We start from the raw sequence: 20928 nt of genomic DNA, 5'->3' as shown, positions 1-20928 counted from the left end.
TTACATTGGTGCTCCCCCCATGCGCGAACTCGATCTTCAGGCCCTTGAGCCCCGTCTGCTGTTGGATGCCGCTGCTGCCGTGACCATTGCCGAGGGTGCCGACAGCAACGGTGACAAGGTGTCGGCCACCGATACTGGTGCTTCGCTGTCGGGCACCGAAGATACGCAATTCTCGCTTTCGAGCCTGAGTGTCACAGATAGTGGCAACGTGGATGACGAGGGCAACGCTACGGATGAGTACTCGCTGACACTGAATCTGGATCAGGCAGCCGCCGATGCCGGGGCGGAGTTCAGTAGCGGCGGCAGCAGCGCGACCCTGACGGGCACAGCCCAGGAGATCACCGATCAGCTCGCCGGTCTCGTGGTCACCCCGGGTGACGATTACACCGACGATATCACCTTGAGCCTGAGCCTCACCGAAACCACGGACGGGGTGGTGGATACCAACCGAGGCAGCCTCGATTTCGTCGCCACTCTGACGCCTGTCAACGATGACCCGGTGTTCGGGGACAGCGGCGCGACGGTCACCGAGGCGGGAACCTTCACCTTCTCCATTGAAGCCTTGGGTCTGAGTGATCCGGATGTCGACAGTGGCGAGCAGGATACCGACCAGCTGATCATCGAGATCGACAGCCTGCCGACGGGGGGGACGCTGACGTTCAATGGATCTCCGGTGGCAATTGGCTCGAGTTTCGATGCAGACCAGCTCAGCAAGCTGGTCTATACCCATGACGGCAGCGATGTGGCCGTTGGAGACAGTGACAGCTTCTCCATCACGGTGGTGGATGGCGCGGGTGGTGAGGCCTCCAATACCCTCAATATCGAGCTGATTCCTGACAACGCCGCGCCAACCATCACAGGCGAACCGCAGCAGTTCGAGGGCGAAAATGCTCGGCTTGGCCTGAGCTACACCGATGAAGAGTCCGGGCATGCCGATGCGGCGGCCAATGCAACGGTGGAAATCACGGATCTGGGCAATCTCTCGGAGCGTGGCACCCTCTATCTGGATCTCAATCAGGACGGTATCGCAGACACAGATGAGATCATCGATATCGATAGCCTTGATCAGGGTAGTTACGCCACCTTTACTGCCGATCAGCTGGAACTGCTGTCCTTCGCCCATGATGGGGACGAGCCGATTATCGATGACTTGCCCAGTTTCACCATCAAGGTGACTGACGCCGGCGGTGGCGAAGGGGCGGGCAATGAGCTTTCCAGTGAACGTACCGTCGAGATCAACATTCTCGAGAACAATGATGACCCGACTCTGACGCCCACTACTGATGTGCTGGACGCTACTGATGGGGCGGTGCTGATTGATGCATCTGCCCTGAACGCGATAGACCCGGACAGCACCGATGATCAGCTGAGCTACAAGATCGACACCTTGCCGAGCTTTGGTGAGATCCAGATTCTCAATGGGTCTGACTGGGTCAAGCTGCCGGAAGGTGGCACCTTCTCGCAGGCGCAGGTCACGGCGAGCGAGGTCCGTTATCAACAGACCCTCGTGGATGGCACTGGTGGCACCAGCGACAGCTTCGCATTCACGCTGACCGATTCTGAATTCAAGGCGTTTGAAGAGGCAGGAGACGCAGGGACCTGGGGCGGGGCAGATTTACCGACCGTCGGTACGCTGAATTTCCTGATTGACAATGTGGCCGGTGGCACCGGCCAGCAGCAACAGGAAACCATCTACGCCAAGCAATTGAAGAATACCGGCGTCATCGTGAGCGAAAGCACGTCCGATCCTGCTTCCTCCGCGGTGGTCATCACCGACGATATGCTCAAATATGGCGCCGAGCTGGACGGTTACGTGCTGCCTGCGACCCAGATCGTCTATACCGTGACGGACATACCGACCAACGGGACGCTATTCCTGGGTGATCAGGCGATATCCAATTTTGGCAGTTTCACCCAGCAAGATATCGATGACGGGCTGGTCACCTTCCTGCACGATGGCAGCGAAGATCATCAGTCGAGCTTCACTTTCACCATCCTGCCAACGGATACGAAAGACGACAACGACCCGGATACCGTGGAGCCTATCAGCGATGTCTTCACCATTGATGCGACGCCAGTCAATGATGCGCCCATCGCCGGGGATTCAAGTGTCAATCTGCTCGAGAAGACCGACACGACCGACGGCATCGTTCGAATCACCAATCTGGTGATGTCGGACGTGGATGGCAGTCTGGAGAATCTGGGCGGCGAGGGGGCAAGTGATGACCTCTGGTTCCAGATCACCAGCACCGAGCTGAGCGGTGGGTCACTCGAAGTCTGGGATGGCGACAGCTGGGAGGCAGCCTCCACCGATGTCTGGTACTCCCAGGCGATGCTGACCGCGCAGGCGGATGGTCAGACGGGGGGATTGCGCTACGTTCACGACGGTGGTGAAAGTGTCGACTCCCTCAATGACAGTTTTACCTTTATCGTGCGTGATGATCTGACTGCGCCGTCTGATCCCTTCGCGACGGATTCTTCCACTCCGGTAGACAATGGGAACGATACCAGTTTCGTCTCCAATGTCGGCAACGTCTCCATTCAAGTCACGCCCTTCAATGATGCCCCTCTGATTCCGCTGACCTCCGATGCTGCGGATCAGACGGTCATTGATGCCTTGGATCAGTCGTCCACTTCCGCCAACGATGTGCTGACTCTTGGGGAAGGGGAAACAGCAGTCATCGACAATAGCCTGTTGCAGGCCGTGGACAGCGACAACACCACGCGTCAGTCGACCTTCGTGATCAAGAGCCTGCCGGAGAACGGCACTCTGACGGTGAATGGCAAGGTGCTGCGCGTCGGTAGCTCCTTCACCCAGGCTGACATCGACAGTGGGGCACTGTCCTATGAGCACGATGGTGGAGAGGGCCATAGCGACGAATTCACCTTCACTGTCAGTGATGGACCGCTGACGACCGACATTGCGACGTTCAGCATTGATATCACCCCGTTGGATGATTCGCCGGAAATCACGGCAACCCAGCCAGAAGACAGACTGATCCCGGCTTCCACAGCACTTTCAGCATTGGACCTTGGTGATGCCTTTGTCATTGGTGATGTCGATATACTGGATCTCGACTCCAGTTCGGGTATTGATGCTGGCGAGACGGATAGCATCACGGTATCTCTTTCGCTGAAGGATGAGGCGGGAGCTACTGTTCCTTTTACTACCGCAATATTGACTACAGATGCGTCGGTGACCACGGACGCCACTTTCAGCACTGAGGCAACGGAAAACTTGTCGGCTGACACTCTGGTGCTTGAAGGCACGCTAGAGGGTGTGCAGGCACTATTGGAAAACCTTCAAGTCCAGATGGTGCTGGCAGGTAATGCTGCTGATTTCGATGCACGTTGGACGGTGGAAGCCGTAGTAGATGATCGTCTTGATGATGGCTCCTTGAATGGCGGCGATGCCAACGAGGGAGGGGTGACGATTGGTGATGAGTTCAATACCGCCACCGCTAGTATCGAACTGTGGGTTTCCACCGAGAACGACACCCCTGTCGTGACGCTACCGGCCCTTGGCGAGCTGACTGTCGTCGAGGACTCCAATTGGAATACACTTGCAGGTATTTCTGTCGCGGACCCCGACAGTTTTGATGAAGAGATGACTGTTGAGGTGACGGTGGCCGAGGGACGGGTCCGGATCACGGCCGCCAATGCCGGTGATGCTACAGTCAGTGGCAATAATACCAACACCATTACTGTCACTGGCACACTGGATGACGTCAATGCCGCACTTGCCAAGGTGCAATACCGGCCGACGGCAAATGACAATGGCACAGTAGCGCTGACAGTCACTGCGACAGATTCCGAACTGCATGGCTCAGGGACTGCTGAAACAGGCTCAGCAACTTCTGATATCACTGTCACGGCGGTCAATGATGAGCCGGTACTGACTTCCACCACACCGGTGCAAACGATGGATGATGGTCAGCCCTTGACCATCACTGGGCTGTCCGTCGCAGACACCAATGATGTCGGTCAAGATGTCTTCGAAGATACCCAGACCGTCACAGTGACTGTGCGGGGAGGCACCACGGGTGAAACCGGCGGCACCTTGAATATGAATGCGGCCGGTGTCACTGGCAACGGTACCAGTGAGGTGACCCTGACGGGGACGCTCAGCGAAATCAATGCCGCGCTTGATGACCTCGTATTGACTGCCGCTGAAGTGAACGCAGATACCTCAGTGATACTGGATGTCGAGTTCAGTGATGATGGTAATGGTGACCCTGATCAGGAAAATGCCTTCCTTGTCTCCACCGCCATAACGGTCAATGTTTCCGGCACCAACGATGCACCTACCATCTCTGCAGCGACCGGCACTACCACGCTGGTCGAAGATGGCAGCCTCACGCTCTCGGCGCTCGGGGTCACCCTTGATGACGCCGATGATTTCGGTGCCGACAACCTGACGCTGACGCTGACGGTGGATCACGGCACCTTCAGCAATGGCACCAACACCATCACCTTCACGGGTACCGTCGCATCGCTCCAGGCCTCACTGAATAGCGAGGTCTATACCCCTGCAGCCGACTTCTATGGTGAAGATACCCTCCGCATCGTTTTCAATGATGCCGGCAATACCGGTCAGGGCGGTGCAGAGGAGGCGAGCAGTGATATCACTCTCACGGTGACGCCGGTCAATGACCGTCCGCTTGCCGCCGGTACAGCGGAAACAGTGGTCTCCGTTGCAGAAGACACCGCGGCAAAGGATATCGCCGGCACGGATCTCTATACGCTGCTGGTCGATCAGTACGATGACACCACCGATGATCAGACCGATGAGAATGGCAATACCGCTGCTACTACCGAGACAGATCTCACCTATGTTGCCATCGTCGGGAATACGTCTACCGATGCGCAGGGGGAGTGGGAGTACAGCACTGACGGTGGTAGCACCTGGGAGCAGGTCCCAGATAATCTGCGTAACAACAATGCCCTCATTCTGCCTGCTGATGCCGACATTCGCTTCGTGCCTGCCGACGACTTCAATGGTGTGCCTGGCGCTCTGACCGTTCGTCTGGGGGATGGCAGCGCAGCACTGGTTGCCAGTACCAATGCCAATGATCTTCGTAATCTGAATCAAACTGCCAATGGTGACCGCGATCTGACGACTGGCGTCTGGTCAAGCCGCACCATTGCCATCAACACCAGCATCACCGCTGTCAATGATGCCCCGACCACACCTGATGAAAGCGTCGCGCTGGCTGCCATCGATGAGGATGACACTGACCCGGCAGGTGCTACTGTCGCGGACCTTGTCGGCGTGAACTTCGATGACGCCTCCGCTGATGATCAGGCCCAGGAGGCTGTTTCGGGGGGCAGTTCTGCCAATGCACTGGCAGGCATCGCGATCACCTCCAATCCCTCTGATGACACAGAGGGGACCTGGCAGTACTCCACCGATGGCGGTGATACCTGGATCGACGTCCCCGATGATGTCAGTGACAGCAATGCGCTGGTGCTTTCGACGACTGACTCAGTGCGCTTCCTGCCGGCTGAAGATTTCAATGGTACTCCCACAGGCCTGACCTACGTCGTGGCCGACGATAGCAGCGGTGCGGTGACGTCCGGTGACAGCGTGGATGTTTCCACCTTCGACGAGACGGGTATCTGGTCCAGTATCGACGATGCCGACACCATCAGCACTACCGTCAATGCGATCAATGATGCACCGGTACTCTCCGGCAGCACGGCGCCGCAAGCCTTTGCCATCTCTATCGTGGAGAACACAGGTGCCGGTACCGGCAGTTCCGAGGTGGCCTTGGTATCAGGTGCGTCTCTTTCGGATGTCGATACCGCCCTGGTCGGTGACAACTTCGGTGGTGGCACCATCACGGTTTCCATCGATGCCGCGACGGCTGCCGATGTGTTTGCCGTCGATGACTCTCTGGCGGGCTTCGCCGGTGCTTCTTTTGCTGACGGGACCCTGACGGTGACGCTGAGCTCCGGCGCAACGGCGGCTCAGGTCTCGGCGCTGATTGACTCGCTGACCTATCAGAACACCAGCGATGACCCGGACACCGATACGCGTGCCTACACCGTAGTCGTCAATGACGGCAACAACGACAGTCTGGCCGAAATCGATGGTGTCGGGCTGGATAGCAATGTCCTGACCGGCTATCTGCAAGTCGTGGATACCAATGACGACCCTGTCGCGAATGATGATGCCGATTCGACCGACGAAGGCGTCGAGCTGACCACCGCTGACACCCCCAATCTGCTCGACAATGACACCGACCTGGATACGCCTGCCAGCGATTTCACCATCACTCAGGTGAATGGCAATGCTGGCGGAGTTGGCTCAGCTGTCTCGGGCAGTGAGGGTGGTTCCTTCACGGTCAATGCCGATGGTACCTGGAGTTTTGATCCGGGCGCTGATTTCGACGGCCTCACCGATGGTGAGAGCGCGGTCACCACCATTACCTACCAGGTCAGTGATGGCGAGGGAGGCGTCTCGACCGCCACTGTCAGCGTGACCGTCAATGGTGTCGATGACACCCCGACGCTGACTCCTGACACCGGTAATGTCATCGAAGATACCAATGTCACCTCCGGTAACCTGACTACCAGCGGTACGCTTGATGCGGGCACTGGCGGCGACACCGGGGAAGACAAGTTCACGGCTGAGACAGTCACGGGCTCCTATGGGGCGCTGGTGGTCGATGCTGATGGCAACTGGTCCTACGGTGCCGACAATACCCAGGCTGTCATCCAGCAGCTCAATCAGGGCGCCACGCTCACGGATACCCTGACCGTCACCAATGCGGATGGTGTCACCCAGACCACCGTCAGCATCACCCTCACCGGTGTCAATGATGCACCGGTCGCTGTCGCGGATACTGGCACGACTGCAGAAAACGCCGATCTGAGCGTCGCGGCTGCGGATGGCGTACTGGCCAATGACACGGATATCGACACCGGCTCTACCAGCGCCGTCAGTCAGGTGGCCGGTGACACCTCAGGCGTTGGGGCAACGGTCGCCATGGCAGGGGGCGGTAATGTCACCATTGCCGCGGATGGCAGCTATGTCTTCGCGCCGGGGACTGACTTCGATTATCTCGCCGAGGGCGCGTCTGCCACCACCACCGTTGCCTATACGGTCATTGATGACAATGGCGCTGAGTCGAGCAATACGCTGACGATTACCGTGACCGGCACCAATGATGCGCCAACCGTGGTGGAGACCCAGGCGGCTCAGGACAGCGTCGATGGTCAGGCCATCACGCCCTTTGATGTGGTGGACCTGTTCGCGGATGCCGATGACGGTGCGGTGCTGACCTACTCGGCAACGGACCTGCCGGATGGGCTGAGCATCGACCCGGATACTGGTGTGATCAGTGGCACGCTGACCAGTGATGCCTCCCAGGGCGGTAGCGGGGGCGTTCACACTGTCACGCTGACGGCGACGGATGAGAACAATGCGCCCGTGACCACGACATTCACGTGGACCGTGGCCAATGTGGACCCCGTCGCGCAGGACAATAGCGACGCTATCTCTGAGGGTCTTGCCACGGATTCCGTCAGCACGGCCGACGGCAATGTCATTTCTGATGCAGGTACTGACAGCGATGGGGGCAATGACAACGATGCCATCGTCGTCAGCGGTGTCGGGGTGGGCGCCAACCAGGGCACGGACGAGGCAGCCGGTACGCCGGTTGCAGGTAGCTACGGCAGCGTGACCATCGCCGAGGATGGCAGCTATACCTATACGCTCGATAACACCGATCCCGTCATTCAGGCACTGGATGTCGGCGACAGTCTCACCGACACCTTCACCTACGAGATTTCCGATGGCCAGGGTGGCACCGATACAGCGCTGCTGACGATCACCATCAATGGCACCAACGATGCTCCGGTCGCGACCGATGATGCCTCAACCACCGATGAAGACACTGAGCTGGCCACGGCCGACACGACCAATGTGCTGGACAATGATATTGATGTGGACGCTGACTCCGCGCGTGTCGTCAGTCAGGTCAATGGCAGTGGTGCGAATGTCGGTCAGCCGGTAGCCGGTAGTGAGGGTGGTGATTTCATCCTGAATGCTGATGGCAGCTGGAGCTTCGATCCCAGCGGCGATTTCGAAGCGCTGAAGGCCGGCGAAAGCGCTGTCACCACCCTGACATATCAGGTCAGCGATGGCCTGGGCGGTGTCTCCACCGCCACGGTCAGCGTGACCATCAATGGCGTTGACGATGTGCCGACCCTGACACCGGCCACCGGCGACGTCACGGAAGACACGGCGGTCAATGATGAGGGAGACCTCGTGGCTACCGGCACTCTGGCGGCAGGGGCCGGCGGTGATGCAGGTGAAGACAAGTTCACCGCCGCTACCCTCACCGGGGTGTATGGCGAGCTGACGGTCGATGCTGATGGTAATTGGGCCTATAGCGCAGACAATGCACAGGATGCCGTGCAACAGCTCAACCAGGGCGTTGAGCTGGCCGATACCTTCACGGTCACCAACGCCGATGGCGTGACCACCACGACGGTCACTATCACCCTCACTGGCGTGAACGATGCGCCGGTGGCCGAAGCGGATACCGGTACCACAGCTGAAAATGCCAACCTGGTGGTGGACGCCGTCGAGGGTGTGCTCAGCAATGACAGCGATATCGATACAGGCTCCACAAGCGTCGTCAGTCAGGTAGCGGGCTCCGCCGCCGGGGTGGATGCCGCGGTCGACATGACCGGGGGCGGCAGCATCACCATCGCCGAGGATGGCAGCTATACCTTCGCGCCGGGGACCGATTTCGACACCCTGGCTGTCGGCGAGAGCGCCACCACCACCATCGCCTACACGGTCCAGGATGATAACGGTGCCGAATCCAGCAGTACCTTGACCATCACCGTGACTGGCACCAATGACGCCCCGACCGTCGTCGCGACCCAGGGTGACCAGGCCCATGAAGATGGCGAGGCGATTACTGAGTTCTCGGTGGCCGACCTGTTCGAGGATGTCGATAACGGTGCCGAGCTCACCTACACCGCCGCACAGTTGCCGGACGGCCTGAGCCTGGACCCGCAGACGGGTGTCATCAGTGGCACCTTGAGCAGCGATGCCTCTCAGGGCGGGACTGAGGGTGATGGGGTACATACCGTCGTGCTCACTGCGGACGATGGCAACGGTGGGGTGATCACCACATCCTTCACCTGGACCGTGGCCAACGTGGTGCCGGTGGCAGAGGACAACAGCGATTCTCTCGATGAAGGCGTGGCAGACACCAGCGTCAGCCAGGCTCAGGGGAACGTGATCAACGACGCCGGCACAGACAGTGATGGCGGCAACGACAACGATGACATCGTCGTCAGCGGTGTCGGTTTCGGCGAGAACGTCGCCACGGGGTCTGCAGCTGATACCGAGGTGTCCGGCACCTATGGCGCCGTCGTGATCGAGGCGGACGGCAGCTACACCTATACGCTGGACAACAGCAACGCAGCGGTTCAGGCGCTGGATATCGGCGACAGTCTGGTCGAGACCTTCACCTACGAGATCTCCGATGGCCAGGGTGGCGTTGCGACTGCTCTGCTGACACTCACCATCAACGGCACCAATGATGCCCCGGTATTGGTGGACAACGCTCAACCCGTCGAGCAGAACGATGCGGATGGCGATGAAGTGACGCCGGTGGATGTCTCCACCGCCTTCGCGGATGTCGATGGCGATGCCGTGCTGACCTATAGCGCAGCGAACCTGCCCGACGGCCTGACAATCGATCCGGAAACAGGTGTGATCAGCGGAACGCTGACCAGCGATGCCTCCCAGGGCGGCACCGATGGCGCACATTTCGTGACGGTCACGGCGACCGATGATCAGAACGCGACCGTCACCACCACCTTCGTGTGGAATGTGGACAACGTAGCACCGGTGGCGCAGGACAACATCGCGAATGTGTCGGAAGGGCTCGACACTACCAGCACCAGTGCGACAGGCGGCAATGTTCTGACTGACGCAGCGCTGGATGCCAGTGTCGATGCAGACGGAGGAAATGATACCGATACCCTGAGTGTCAGCGGTGTCGGGGCGGGTCAGACCGTGGTGGACGCGGCGACAACTGCCGAGGGCACCTACGGCAGCATCTCACTCGATAGTGCCGGCGATTACGACTACACCCTCGATAACACCAATCCGGACGTTCAGTCACTGGCAGTGGGGGAAAGTGTCACCGAGACCTTCACCTACGCGGTTTCCGATGGCCAGGGAGGCTCGGATACCGCCGAGCTGACCATCACCATCAACGGAACCAACGATGCGCCGGCCATCACGATTGCGGCCGGTGACAGCATCAGCGCCGCGCTTTCAGAGTCGGATAGCGGCTTGAGCGCGGATGGCACCCTGACGGTCACCGATGTCGATACCTCCGACAGCGTGACGCCCACGGTCGAGGCGGTGGTCGCCGACGGTGACGTCAATGGCCTGTCGGACGCCGCTCTGCTTGCGATGTTCAGCGTGGATGGTGGCGCCATCATCGATGGCACTGCCAACGACGGCATCCTGAATTGGAACTTCGACAGCAGCGCGCTTCCCGAAGCCTTTGATCATCTCGAGCAGGGGGAAGTGCTGACCCTGACGTACCAGGTCGATGTCGCGGATGGCAACGGCGGCACCGACACTCAGGACATCACGCTGACCATTACCGGCACCAATGATGCACCGGTGTTGGTCGCAGGCGCTCAGCCGCAAGATCAGTCTGACAATGACGGCGATGCGATCACGCCGTTCAGCGTCGCAGATGCTTTCGCTGACGTCGACAACGAGGCGGTGTTGAGCTTCGCCGCTGACAATCTGCCCCCGGGCCTGGTGATCGATGCCGACTCCGGCGAGATCAGCGGCATCCTGTCACCGGATGCCTCCATCGGCGGAGACGACGGTGTCTATACCGTTACCCTGACGGCCACGGATGAAAACGGTGCCGAGGTCACGACGACCTTCACCTGGAGCGTGGCCAACGTCGACCCGCAAGCCGAGAACGATGCTGCCTTCGTGACGGAAGGACTTGATGCCGGTGACAACAGTGACGTCAGTGGCAATGTCCTTGCCGCTGCGGGGGCCGGTGTCAATGACCAGGCAGATAGTGATGGCGGCAACGACTCGGATGCGCTCGTCGTCAGTGGCCTGGCCTTCGGGGCGGTCCCGAGCGCCTTCACCGCCGCTGGCAGTGACGTCGAGGGCAATTATGGTGCCGTCACCATCAATGAAGACGGCACCTATACCTATGTCCTGAACAATGCCCATGAAGATGTCCAGGCATTGGCAGAGGGCGAGGTGCTCAGCGAAACCTTCACCTACCAGATCTCCGATGGTCAGGGCGGCACGGATACCGCACTGCTCACCATCACCATCAATGGCAGCAATGATGCTCCAGTCATCGCGATTGAAGGCGATGACAGCGCGGTCGAAACGCTGACCGAGACTGACGACACGCTTGCCACTGCTGGCACGCTGTCCGTCAGCGATCTGGATACCTCGGATAGCGTCACGCCCAGTATTGATTCCGTGACCGCCACAGGCGACACCGACGGCCTGAGCAATGCCGAGCTGCTGGGCATGCTCTCCGTCGATGCCGACGCGATCATAGATAGTGCCTACAACGACGGCACCCTGAACTGGACCTTCGATAGCTCCAGCGTCGAGGGTGAAGCCTTCGATCATCTGGCAGTTGGCGAAAGCCTGGTGCTCGACTACACCGTGGTCGTCACCGACAGCCAGGGCGCCACTGCCGAGCAGGTCGTCTCGATCACCATCAACGGCACCAACGATGCACCTGTCATTGCCGTTGAAGGCGACGACAGCGACAGCGCCGACCTGACCGAGACCAACGCACCGCTGTCCGCCGGCGGCACCCTGTCCGTCAGTGATCTGGACACCACCGACGAAGTCACCCCGAGCGTCACCGCAGTGAACGCCACTGGTGACACCGACGGCCTGAGCAATGCCGAGCTGCTGGGCATGCTCTCCGTCGATGCCGAAGCCATCATCGACGGTGTCAGCAACGACGGCACCCTGAACTGGGCATTTGACAGCGCGAACCTGCCGGAAGCGTTTGATCATCTGGCACTGGATGAGACGCTGGTGCTGGATTACACCGTGCAGGTGACCGACAGCCAGGGAGAGACGGCGGAGCAGGTGGTGACCATCACCATCACCGGTACCAATGATGCACCGGTACTGGTTGCCGGCGAGCAGCCCGCTGATCAGACCGACAACGATGGCGACCCCATCACGCCGTTCAGCGTCGCGGATGCCTTCACGGACATCGACAATGATGCCGTGCTGAGTTTCTCGGCTGACAACCTGCCGGACGGGATCGAGATCGATCCGACCAGCGGTGAAATCAGTGGCACCCTGTCGCCGGATGCCTCCATCGGCGGTGACAACGATGACGGCACCTACACCGTCATCCTGACCGCCACCGACGAGAATGGCGCCACTGTCACCACGTCCTTCACCTGGACCGTGGCCAACGTCGCGCCCGAGGCTTTCGACAACACTGCCGAGTTGGATGAGGGCGTCGCCACCGGCGATACCAGCACTGCCACAGGCAATATCCTCGATGATGCGCAACCGGATGCCGACACCGATGGCGGCAATGACAGCGATGCACTGATCGTCAGTGGTATCGGTGCTGGCACCAACGCCGGTACGGCAAGTGCGGTCGATACTGACGTGACCGGCACCTATGGCAGCATCACCGTCGCGGAAGATGGCAGCTACACCTACACCTTGGACAACACCAATCCTGACGTTCAGGCACTGGCTGTCGGAGAAAGCCTCAACGAGACCTTTACCTATCAGATCTCCGATGGGCAGGGTGGTGTCGATACCGCACTGCTCACCATCACCATCAACGGCACCAACGATGCACCGGTCATCGCCATCGAAGGCGACGACAGCGCGGCGGAGTCGCTGACCGAGAGCGACGACACGCTTGCGACCTCCGGTACGCTGTCCGTCAGCGATCTGGACACCACCGACGAAGTGACACCGAGCGTCACCGCAGTGAACGCCACTGGTGACACCGATGGCCTGAGCAATGCCGAGCTGCTGGGCATGCTCTCCGTCGATGCCGACGCCATCATCGATGGTGCCAACAACGACGGCACCCTGAACTGGACCTTCGATAGTGCCAGCGTCGAGGGTGAAGCCTTCGATCATCTGGCAGCGGGCGAAAGCCTGGTGCTCGACTACACCGTGGTCGTCACCGACAGCCAGGGCGTGACCGCCGAACAGGTCGTCTCGATCACCATCAACGGCACCAACGATGCACCGGTCATCGCCATCGAAGGCGACGACAGCGCGGCGGAGTCGCTGACCGAGAGCGACGACACGCTTGCGACCTCCGGCACGCTGTCCGTCAGCGATCTGGACACCACCGACGAAGTGACGCCGAGCGTCACCGCAGTGAACGCCACTGGTGACACCGATGGCCTGAGCAATGCCGAGCTGCTGGGCATGCTCTCCGTCGATGCCGACGCCATCATCGATGGTGCCAACAACGACGGCACCCTGAACTGGACCTTCGATAGTGCCAGCGTCGAGGGTGAAGCCTTCGATCATCTGGCAGCGGGCGAAAGCCTGGTGCTCGACTACACCGTGGTCGTCACCGACAGCCAGGGCGCGACTGCCGAACAGGTCGTCTCGATCACCATCAACGGCACCAATGATGTGCCGGTCATTGCCATCGAAGGCGACGACAGCGCGGCGGAATCGCTGACCGAGACCGACGACACCCTTGCGACCTCCGGCACGCTCTCCGTCAGCGATCTGGACACCACCGACGAAGTGACGCCGAGTGTCACCGCGGTGAACGCCACTGGTGACACCGATGGCCTGAGCAATGCCGAGCTGCTGGGCATGCTCTCCGTCGATGCCGACGCCATCATCGATGGTGCCAACAACGACGGCACCCTGAACTGGACCTTCGATAGTGCCAGCGTCGAGGGTGAAGCCTTCGATCATCTGGCAGCGGGCGAAAGCCTGGTGCTCGACTACACCGTGGTCGTCACCGACAGCCAGGGCGCGACTGCCGAACAGGTCGTCTCGATCACCATCAACGGCACCAATGATGTGCCGGTCATTGCCATCGAAGGCGACGACAGCGCGGCGGAATCGCTGACCGAGACCGACGACACCCTTGCGACCTCCGGCACGCTCTCCGTCAGCGATCTGGACACCACCGACGAAGTGACGCCGAGTGTCACCGCGGTGAACGCCACTGGTGACACCGATGGCCTGAGCAATGCCGAGCTGCTGGGCATGCTCTCCGTCGATGCCGACGCCATCATCGATGGTGCCAACAACGACGGCACCCTGAACTGGACCTTCGATAGTGCCAGCGTCGAGGGTGAAGCCTTCGATCATCTGGCAGCGGGCGAAAGCCTGGTGCTCGACTACACCGTGGTCGTCACCGACAGCCAGGGCGCGACTGCCGAACAGGTCGTCTCGATCACCATCAACGGCACCAATGATGTGCCGGTCATTGCCATCGAAGGCGACGACAGCGCGGCGGAATCGCTGACCGAGACCGACGACACGCTTGCGACCTCCGGCACGCTGTCCGTCAGCGATCTGGATACCACCGACGAAGTCACGCCGAGTGTCACCGCGGTGAACGCCACTGGTGACACCGATGGCCTGAGCAATGCCGAGCTGCTGGGCATGCTCTCCGTCGATGCCGACGCCATCATCGATGGTGCCAACAACGACGGCACCCTGAACTGGACCTTCGATAGTGCCAGCGTCGAGGGTGAAGCCTTCGATCATCTGGCCGTGGGCGAAAGCCTGGTGCTCGACTACACCGTGGTCGTCACCGACAGCCAGGGCGCGACCGCCGAGCAGGTCGTCTCGATCACCATCAACGGCACCAATGACACGCCGGTCATCGCCATCGAAGGCGACGACAGCGCCGCCGAGTCACTGACCGAGACCGACGACACGCTGACCACCGCTGGCACGCTCTCCGTGAGCGATCTGGACACCACCGACGAAGTCACGCCGAGTGTCACCGCGGTGAACGCCACTGGTGACACCGATGGCCTGAGCAATGCCGAGCTGCTGGGCATGCTCTCCGTCGATGCCGACGCCATCATCGATGGTGCCAACAACGACGGCACCCTGAACTGGACCTTCGATAGTGCCAGCGTCGAGGGTGAAGCCTTCGATCATCTGGCCGTGGGCGAAAGCCTGGTGCTCGACTACACCGTGGTCGTCACCGACAGCCAGGGCGCGACCGCCGAGCAGGTCGTCTCGATCACCATCAACGGCACCAATGACACGCCGGTCATCGCCATCGAAGGCGACGACAGCGCCGCCGAGTCACTGACCGAGACCGACGACACGCTGACCACCGCTGGCACGCTCTCCGTGAGCGATCTGGACACCACCGACGAAGTCACGCCGAGTGTCACCGCGGTGAACGCCACTGGTGACACCGATGGCCTGAGCAATGCCGAGCTGCTGGGCATGCTCTCCGTCGATGCCGACGCCATCATCGATGGTGCCAACAACGACGGCACCCTGAACTGGACCTTCGATAGTGCCAGCGTCGAGGGTGAAGCCTTCGATCATCTGGCCGTGGGCGAAAGCCTGGTGCTCGACTACACCGTGGTCGTCACCGACAGCCAGGGCGCGACCGCCGAGCAGGTCGTCTCGATCACCATCAACGGCACCAATGACACGCCGGTCATCGCCATCGAAGGCGACGACAGCGCCGCCGAGTCACTGACCGAGACCGACGACACGCTGACCACCGCTGGCACGCTCTCCGTGAGCGATCTGGACACCACCGACGAAGTCACGCCGAGTGTCACCGCGGTGAACGCCACTGGTGACACCGATGGCCTGAGCAATGCCGAGCTGCTGGGCATGCTCTCCGTCGATGCCGACGCCATCATCGATGGTGCCAACAACGACGGCACCCTGAACTGGACCTTCGATAGTGCCAGCGTCGAGGGTGAAGCCTTCGATCATCTGGCCGTGGGCGAAAGCCTGGTGCTCGACTACACCGTGGTCGTCACCGACAGCCAGGGCGCGACCGCCGAGCAGGTCGTCTCGATCACCATCAACGGCACCAATGACACGCCGGTCATCGCCATCGAAGGCGACGACAGCGCCGCCGAGTCACTGACCGAGACCGACGACACGCTGACCACCGCTGGCACGCTCTCCGTGAGCGATCTGGACACCACCGACGAAGTCACGCCGAGTGTCACCGCGGTGAACGCCACTGGTGACACCGATGGCCTGAGCAATGCCGAGCTGCTGGGCATGCTCTCCGTCGATGCCGACGCCATCATCGATGGTGCCAACAACGACGGCACCCTGAACTGGACCTTCGATAGTGCCAGCGTCGAGGGTGAAGCCTTCGATCATCTGGCCGTGGGCGAAAGCCTGGTGCTCGACTACACCGTGGTCGTCACCGACAGCCAGGGCGCGACCGCCGAGCAGGTCGTCTCGATCACCATCAACGGCACCAATGACACGCCGGTCATCGCCATCGAAGGCGACGACAGCGCCGCCGAGTCACTGACCGAGAGCGACGACACGCTGACCACCGCTGGCACGCTGTCCGTGAGCGACCTGGATACCACTGACGAAGTCACGCCGAGTGTCACCGCGGTGAACGCCACTGGTGACACCGATGGCCTGAGCAATGCCGAGCTGCTGGGCATGCTCTCCGTCGACGCCGATGCCATCATCGATGGTGTCAGCAACGACGGCACCCTGAACTGGACCTTTGATAGTGCCAGCGTCGAGGGTGAAGCCTTCGATCATCTGGCCGTCGGCGAAAGCCTGGTGCTCGACTACACCGTGGTCGTCACCGACAGCCAGGGCGCGACCGCCGAGCAGGTCGTCTCGATCACCATCAACGGCACCAATGACACGCCGGTCATCGCCATCGAAGGCGACGACAGCGCCGCCGAGTCACTGACCGAGACCGACGACACGCTGACCACCGCTGGCACGCTCTCCGTGAGCGATCTGGACACCACCGACGAAGTCACGCCGAGTGTCACCGCGGTGAACGCCACTGGTGACACCGATGGCCTGAGCAATGCCGAGCTGCTGGGCATGCTCTCCGTCGATGCCGACGCCATCATCGATGGTGCCAACAACGACGGCACCCTGAACTGGACCTTTGATAGTGCCAGCGTCGAGGGTGAAGCCTTCGATCATCTGGCAGCGGGCGAAAGCCTGGTGCTCGACTACACCGTGGTCGTCACCGACAGCCAGGGCGCGACCGCCGAGCAGGTCGTCTCGATCACCATCAACGGAACCAATGATGCACCGGTGCTGGTGGATGATGCGCAGCCGGTTGACCAAAACGGTAACGATGGGGACTCCATCACGCCGTTTAGTGTTGCTGATGCCTTCACCGACATCGACAACGGTGCAGAGCTGAGCTTCTCGGCTGACAATCTGCCGGACGGCCTGGTGATTGACCCGACTACCGGCGAGATCAGCGGCACGCTGTCACCGGATGCCTCTACCGGCGGTGACAACAATGACGGCATCTACACCGTCACGCTGACGGGCACCGACGAGAATGGCTCGGATGTCACCACGACCTTCACCTGGACCGTGGCCAACGTTGCCCCCGAGGCCTTCGACAACACCGCCGAACTGGATGAGGGCATCGCGACCAGCGACACCAGCACCACGACTGGCAATGTGCTCAGCGATGGCGACACCAATGGTGACGTCGATGTCGACGGTGGCAACGATACGGATGCTCTGGTCGTCAGCGGTATCGGTGCTGGTGCCAATGCCGGCACTGACACCGCCGCAGGTACCCCGGTCACCGGCACCTATGGCAGCGTCACCATCGCTGAAGACGGCAGCTACACCTACGCGCTGGACAACAGCAATGCGGCGGTGCAGGCGCTGGCCGAAGGCGAGGTGATCACCGAGACCTTCACCTACGAGATCTCCGATGGTCAGGGTGGCACCGACACGGCACTGCTCACCGTCACCATCAACGGCACCAACGATGCACCGGTGCTGGTCGATGGGGCGCAGCCGGCCGATCAGACTGCCAATGACGGTGACGCGATCACACCGTTCACCATCGCCGACGCCTTCACCGACGTCGACGAGGGTGCGGAGCTGACTTACAGCGTCGACAATCTGCCGCAAGGCCTGGTGATTGACCCGACCACCGGCGAGATCAGCGGCACGCTGTCACCGGATGCCTCCACCGGCGGTGACAACAATGACGGCATCTACACCGTCACGCTGACTGGTACTGACGAGAATGGCTTGGATGTCACCACGACCTTCACCTGGACCGTGGCCAACGTCGCGCCGGAAGCCTTCGACAACACCGCCGAACTGGATGAGGGCATCGCGACCAGCGACACCAGCACCACGACTGGCAATTTGCTCAGCGATGGCGACACCAATGGTGACGTCGATGTCGACGGTGGCAACGATACGGATGCTCTGGTCGTCAGCGGTATCGGTGCTGGTGCCAATGCCGGCACTGACACCGCCGCAGGTACCCCGGTCACCGGCACCTATGGCAGCGTCACCATCGCTGAAGACGGCAGCTACACCTACGCGCTGGACAACAGCAATGCGGCGGTGCAGGCGCTGGCCGAAGGCGAGGTGATCACCGAGACCTTCACCTACGAGATCTCCGATGGTCAGGGTGGCACCGACACGGCACTGCTCACCGTCACCATCAACGGCACCAATGATGCACCGGTGCTGGTCGATGGGGCGCAGCCGGCCGATCAGACTGCCAATGACGGTGACGCGATCACACCGTTCACCATCGCCGACGCCTTCACCGACGTCGACGAGGGTGCGGAGCTGACTTACAGCGTCGACAATCTGCCGCAAGGCCTGGTGATTGACCCGACCACCGGCGAGATCAGCGGCACGCTGTCACCGGATGCCTCCACCGGCGGTGACAACAATGACGGCATCTACACCGTCACGCTGACTGGTACTGACGAGAATGGCTTGGATGTCACCACGACCTTCACCTGGACCGTGGCCAACGTCGCGCCGGAAGCCTTCGACAACACCGCCGAACTGGATGAGGGCATCGCGACCAGCGACACCAGCACCACGACTGGCAATTTGCTCAGCGATGGCGACACCAATGGTGACGTCGATGTCGACGGTGGCAACGATACGGATGCTCTGGTCGTCAGCGGTATCGGTGCTGGTGCCAATGCCGGCACTGACACCGCCGCAGGTACCCCGGTCACCGGCACCTATGGCAGCGTCACCATCGCTGAAGACGGCAGCTACACCTACGCGCTGGACAACAGCAATGCGGCGGTGCAGGCGCTGGCCGAAGGCGAGGTGATCACCGAGACCTTCACCTACGAGATCTCCGATGGTCAGGGTGGCACCGACACGGCACTGCTCACCGTCACCATCAACGGCACCAATGACGCACCGGTGCTGGTCGATGGGGCGCAGCCGGCCGATCAGACTGCCAATGACGGCGACGCGATCATACCGTTCACCATCGCTGACGCCTTCACCGACGTCGACGAGGGTGCGGAGCTGACTTACAGCGTCGACAATCTGCCGCAAGGCCTGGTGATTGACCCGACCACCGGCGAGATCAGCGGCACGCTGTCACCGGATGCCTCCACCGGCGGTGACAACAATGACGGCATCTACACCGTCACGCTGACGGGCACCGACGAGAATGGCTCGGATGTCACCACGACCTTCACCTTTGAGGTAGGGAATCCGGCGCCGCAGGCATTGGATCAGAGTGCGGACGTCTCAGAGGACGGAGTGACGACGGCTGAGGGTAGCCTGCTGGTCGATGCTGATGGCGAGCCGGTAACTGTCGATGGCGATGGCGATTCACTGCTCATTGCGAGCGTCAATGATCAGGCCGTCACTGACAGCGACACCGTGATCCAGGGCGCTTACGGTCAGCTGATCATCGCTTCCGATGGCACCTGGAACTATGTGCTGGACAACGACGGTGATGCCGTTCAGTCCCTCGACGATGGCCAGCAGGTGACGGATGACTTCAGCTTCGTGGTCAGTGATGGAGAAGGGGGGACGGCAGTCGGTGAGTTGACGATCCGGGTGGCTGGTCTCAGCGACAACGTTGTTCCGGAACCTGTTGTGCCTGTGACCCCAGTCGAAGGCTCCTCCGGTAATGGTTCCCCGGCGGGTGGAGCAAATGCTGGATCTGATGAGGGTGAAGCAGGCTTCCTTCCGGAAGTTGATGAGGAGCTCTTCGAACCGCTCAGCGATTCCACCTTGCTGGATATCCCGAGCATTCAGCCGGTGCAGTTGACCATCATCTTGCGTGATGTCGTGGCCAATGAAGCTGTATATGAATTTGCGCTGCCGGCGGGCGCATTCGAAAGTACCAACAATGAAGAGATCAAGGTTGAGTCGACCCGTACCGATGGCAGCCCGCTGCCGGATTATGTGGTCTTCGACAGCGATTCGCTGACCTATCGCGTCAATCGTGCTCTGGCCTTGTCCCTTGGCGTCGAGCGCATCGACGTCAAGGTGATCGGTCGTGACGAATCCGGAAACGAAGCGAGCACCACTTTCGTCATCTACCTCACCCCTGAACAGGAAGATGAGCAGGAAAGCGAAGTCTTCTTCGATGGCAACGCAACGGCGCCATCATCTGATGCGGCTCCCGCGATTGGAAGCGAGGGAGGTGAACAGGGTGAAGGAGATGAGCAGGACGAGGCCACCGAGCAAGAGCAGGCGGCTGAAGAAGAGACCGCGGCACTTGGTGCTGTGCCACTCTCCGAGATGCTCAAAGTGGCCGGACGTGACGGGTTCAGTCACGACCATGCCGATGTGCTTGCCGATTTGATGGCGTTGTTGAATGACGATTCAGACATTTCTTGATTAACGTTAATAGAATAAACCGAAACGAGCTCTCCGTAGCGTAAAAGTGAGCTTATCCAATACAA

General features: G+C 60.7%; 1 protein-coding gene. It reads left to right on the top strand.

Going from position 1 to position 20928, the window contains the following annotated elements; translation table 11 throughout:
• Positions 1 to 19 precede the first annotated feature (19 nt).
• The gene (locus FLM52_10135; protein ID NVN56147.1) at positions 20 to 20863 is read left to right on the top strand and encodes a tandem-95 repeat protein; all 20844 of its coding nucleotides are present in this window, start codon (positions 20 to 22) and stop codon (positions 20861 to 20863) included.
• Positions 20864 to 20928 lie beyond the last annotated feature (65 nt).

Source organism: bacterium Scap17 (genome assembly GCA_013376735.1).
Classification (GTDB): Bacteria; Pseudomonadota; Gammaproteobacteria; order Pseudomonadales; family Halomonadaceae; genus Cobetia.
Note: the sequence above shows the minus strand (reverse complement) of the source record. Positions and strands in the feature narration are given on the sequence as shown.

Coding starts and splice junctions, on each gene's coding strand:
- FLM52_10135 (NVN56147.1), top strand. CDS start 20: ATGCGCGAACTCGATCTTCAGGCCCTTGAGCCCCGTCTGCTGTTGGAT.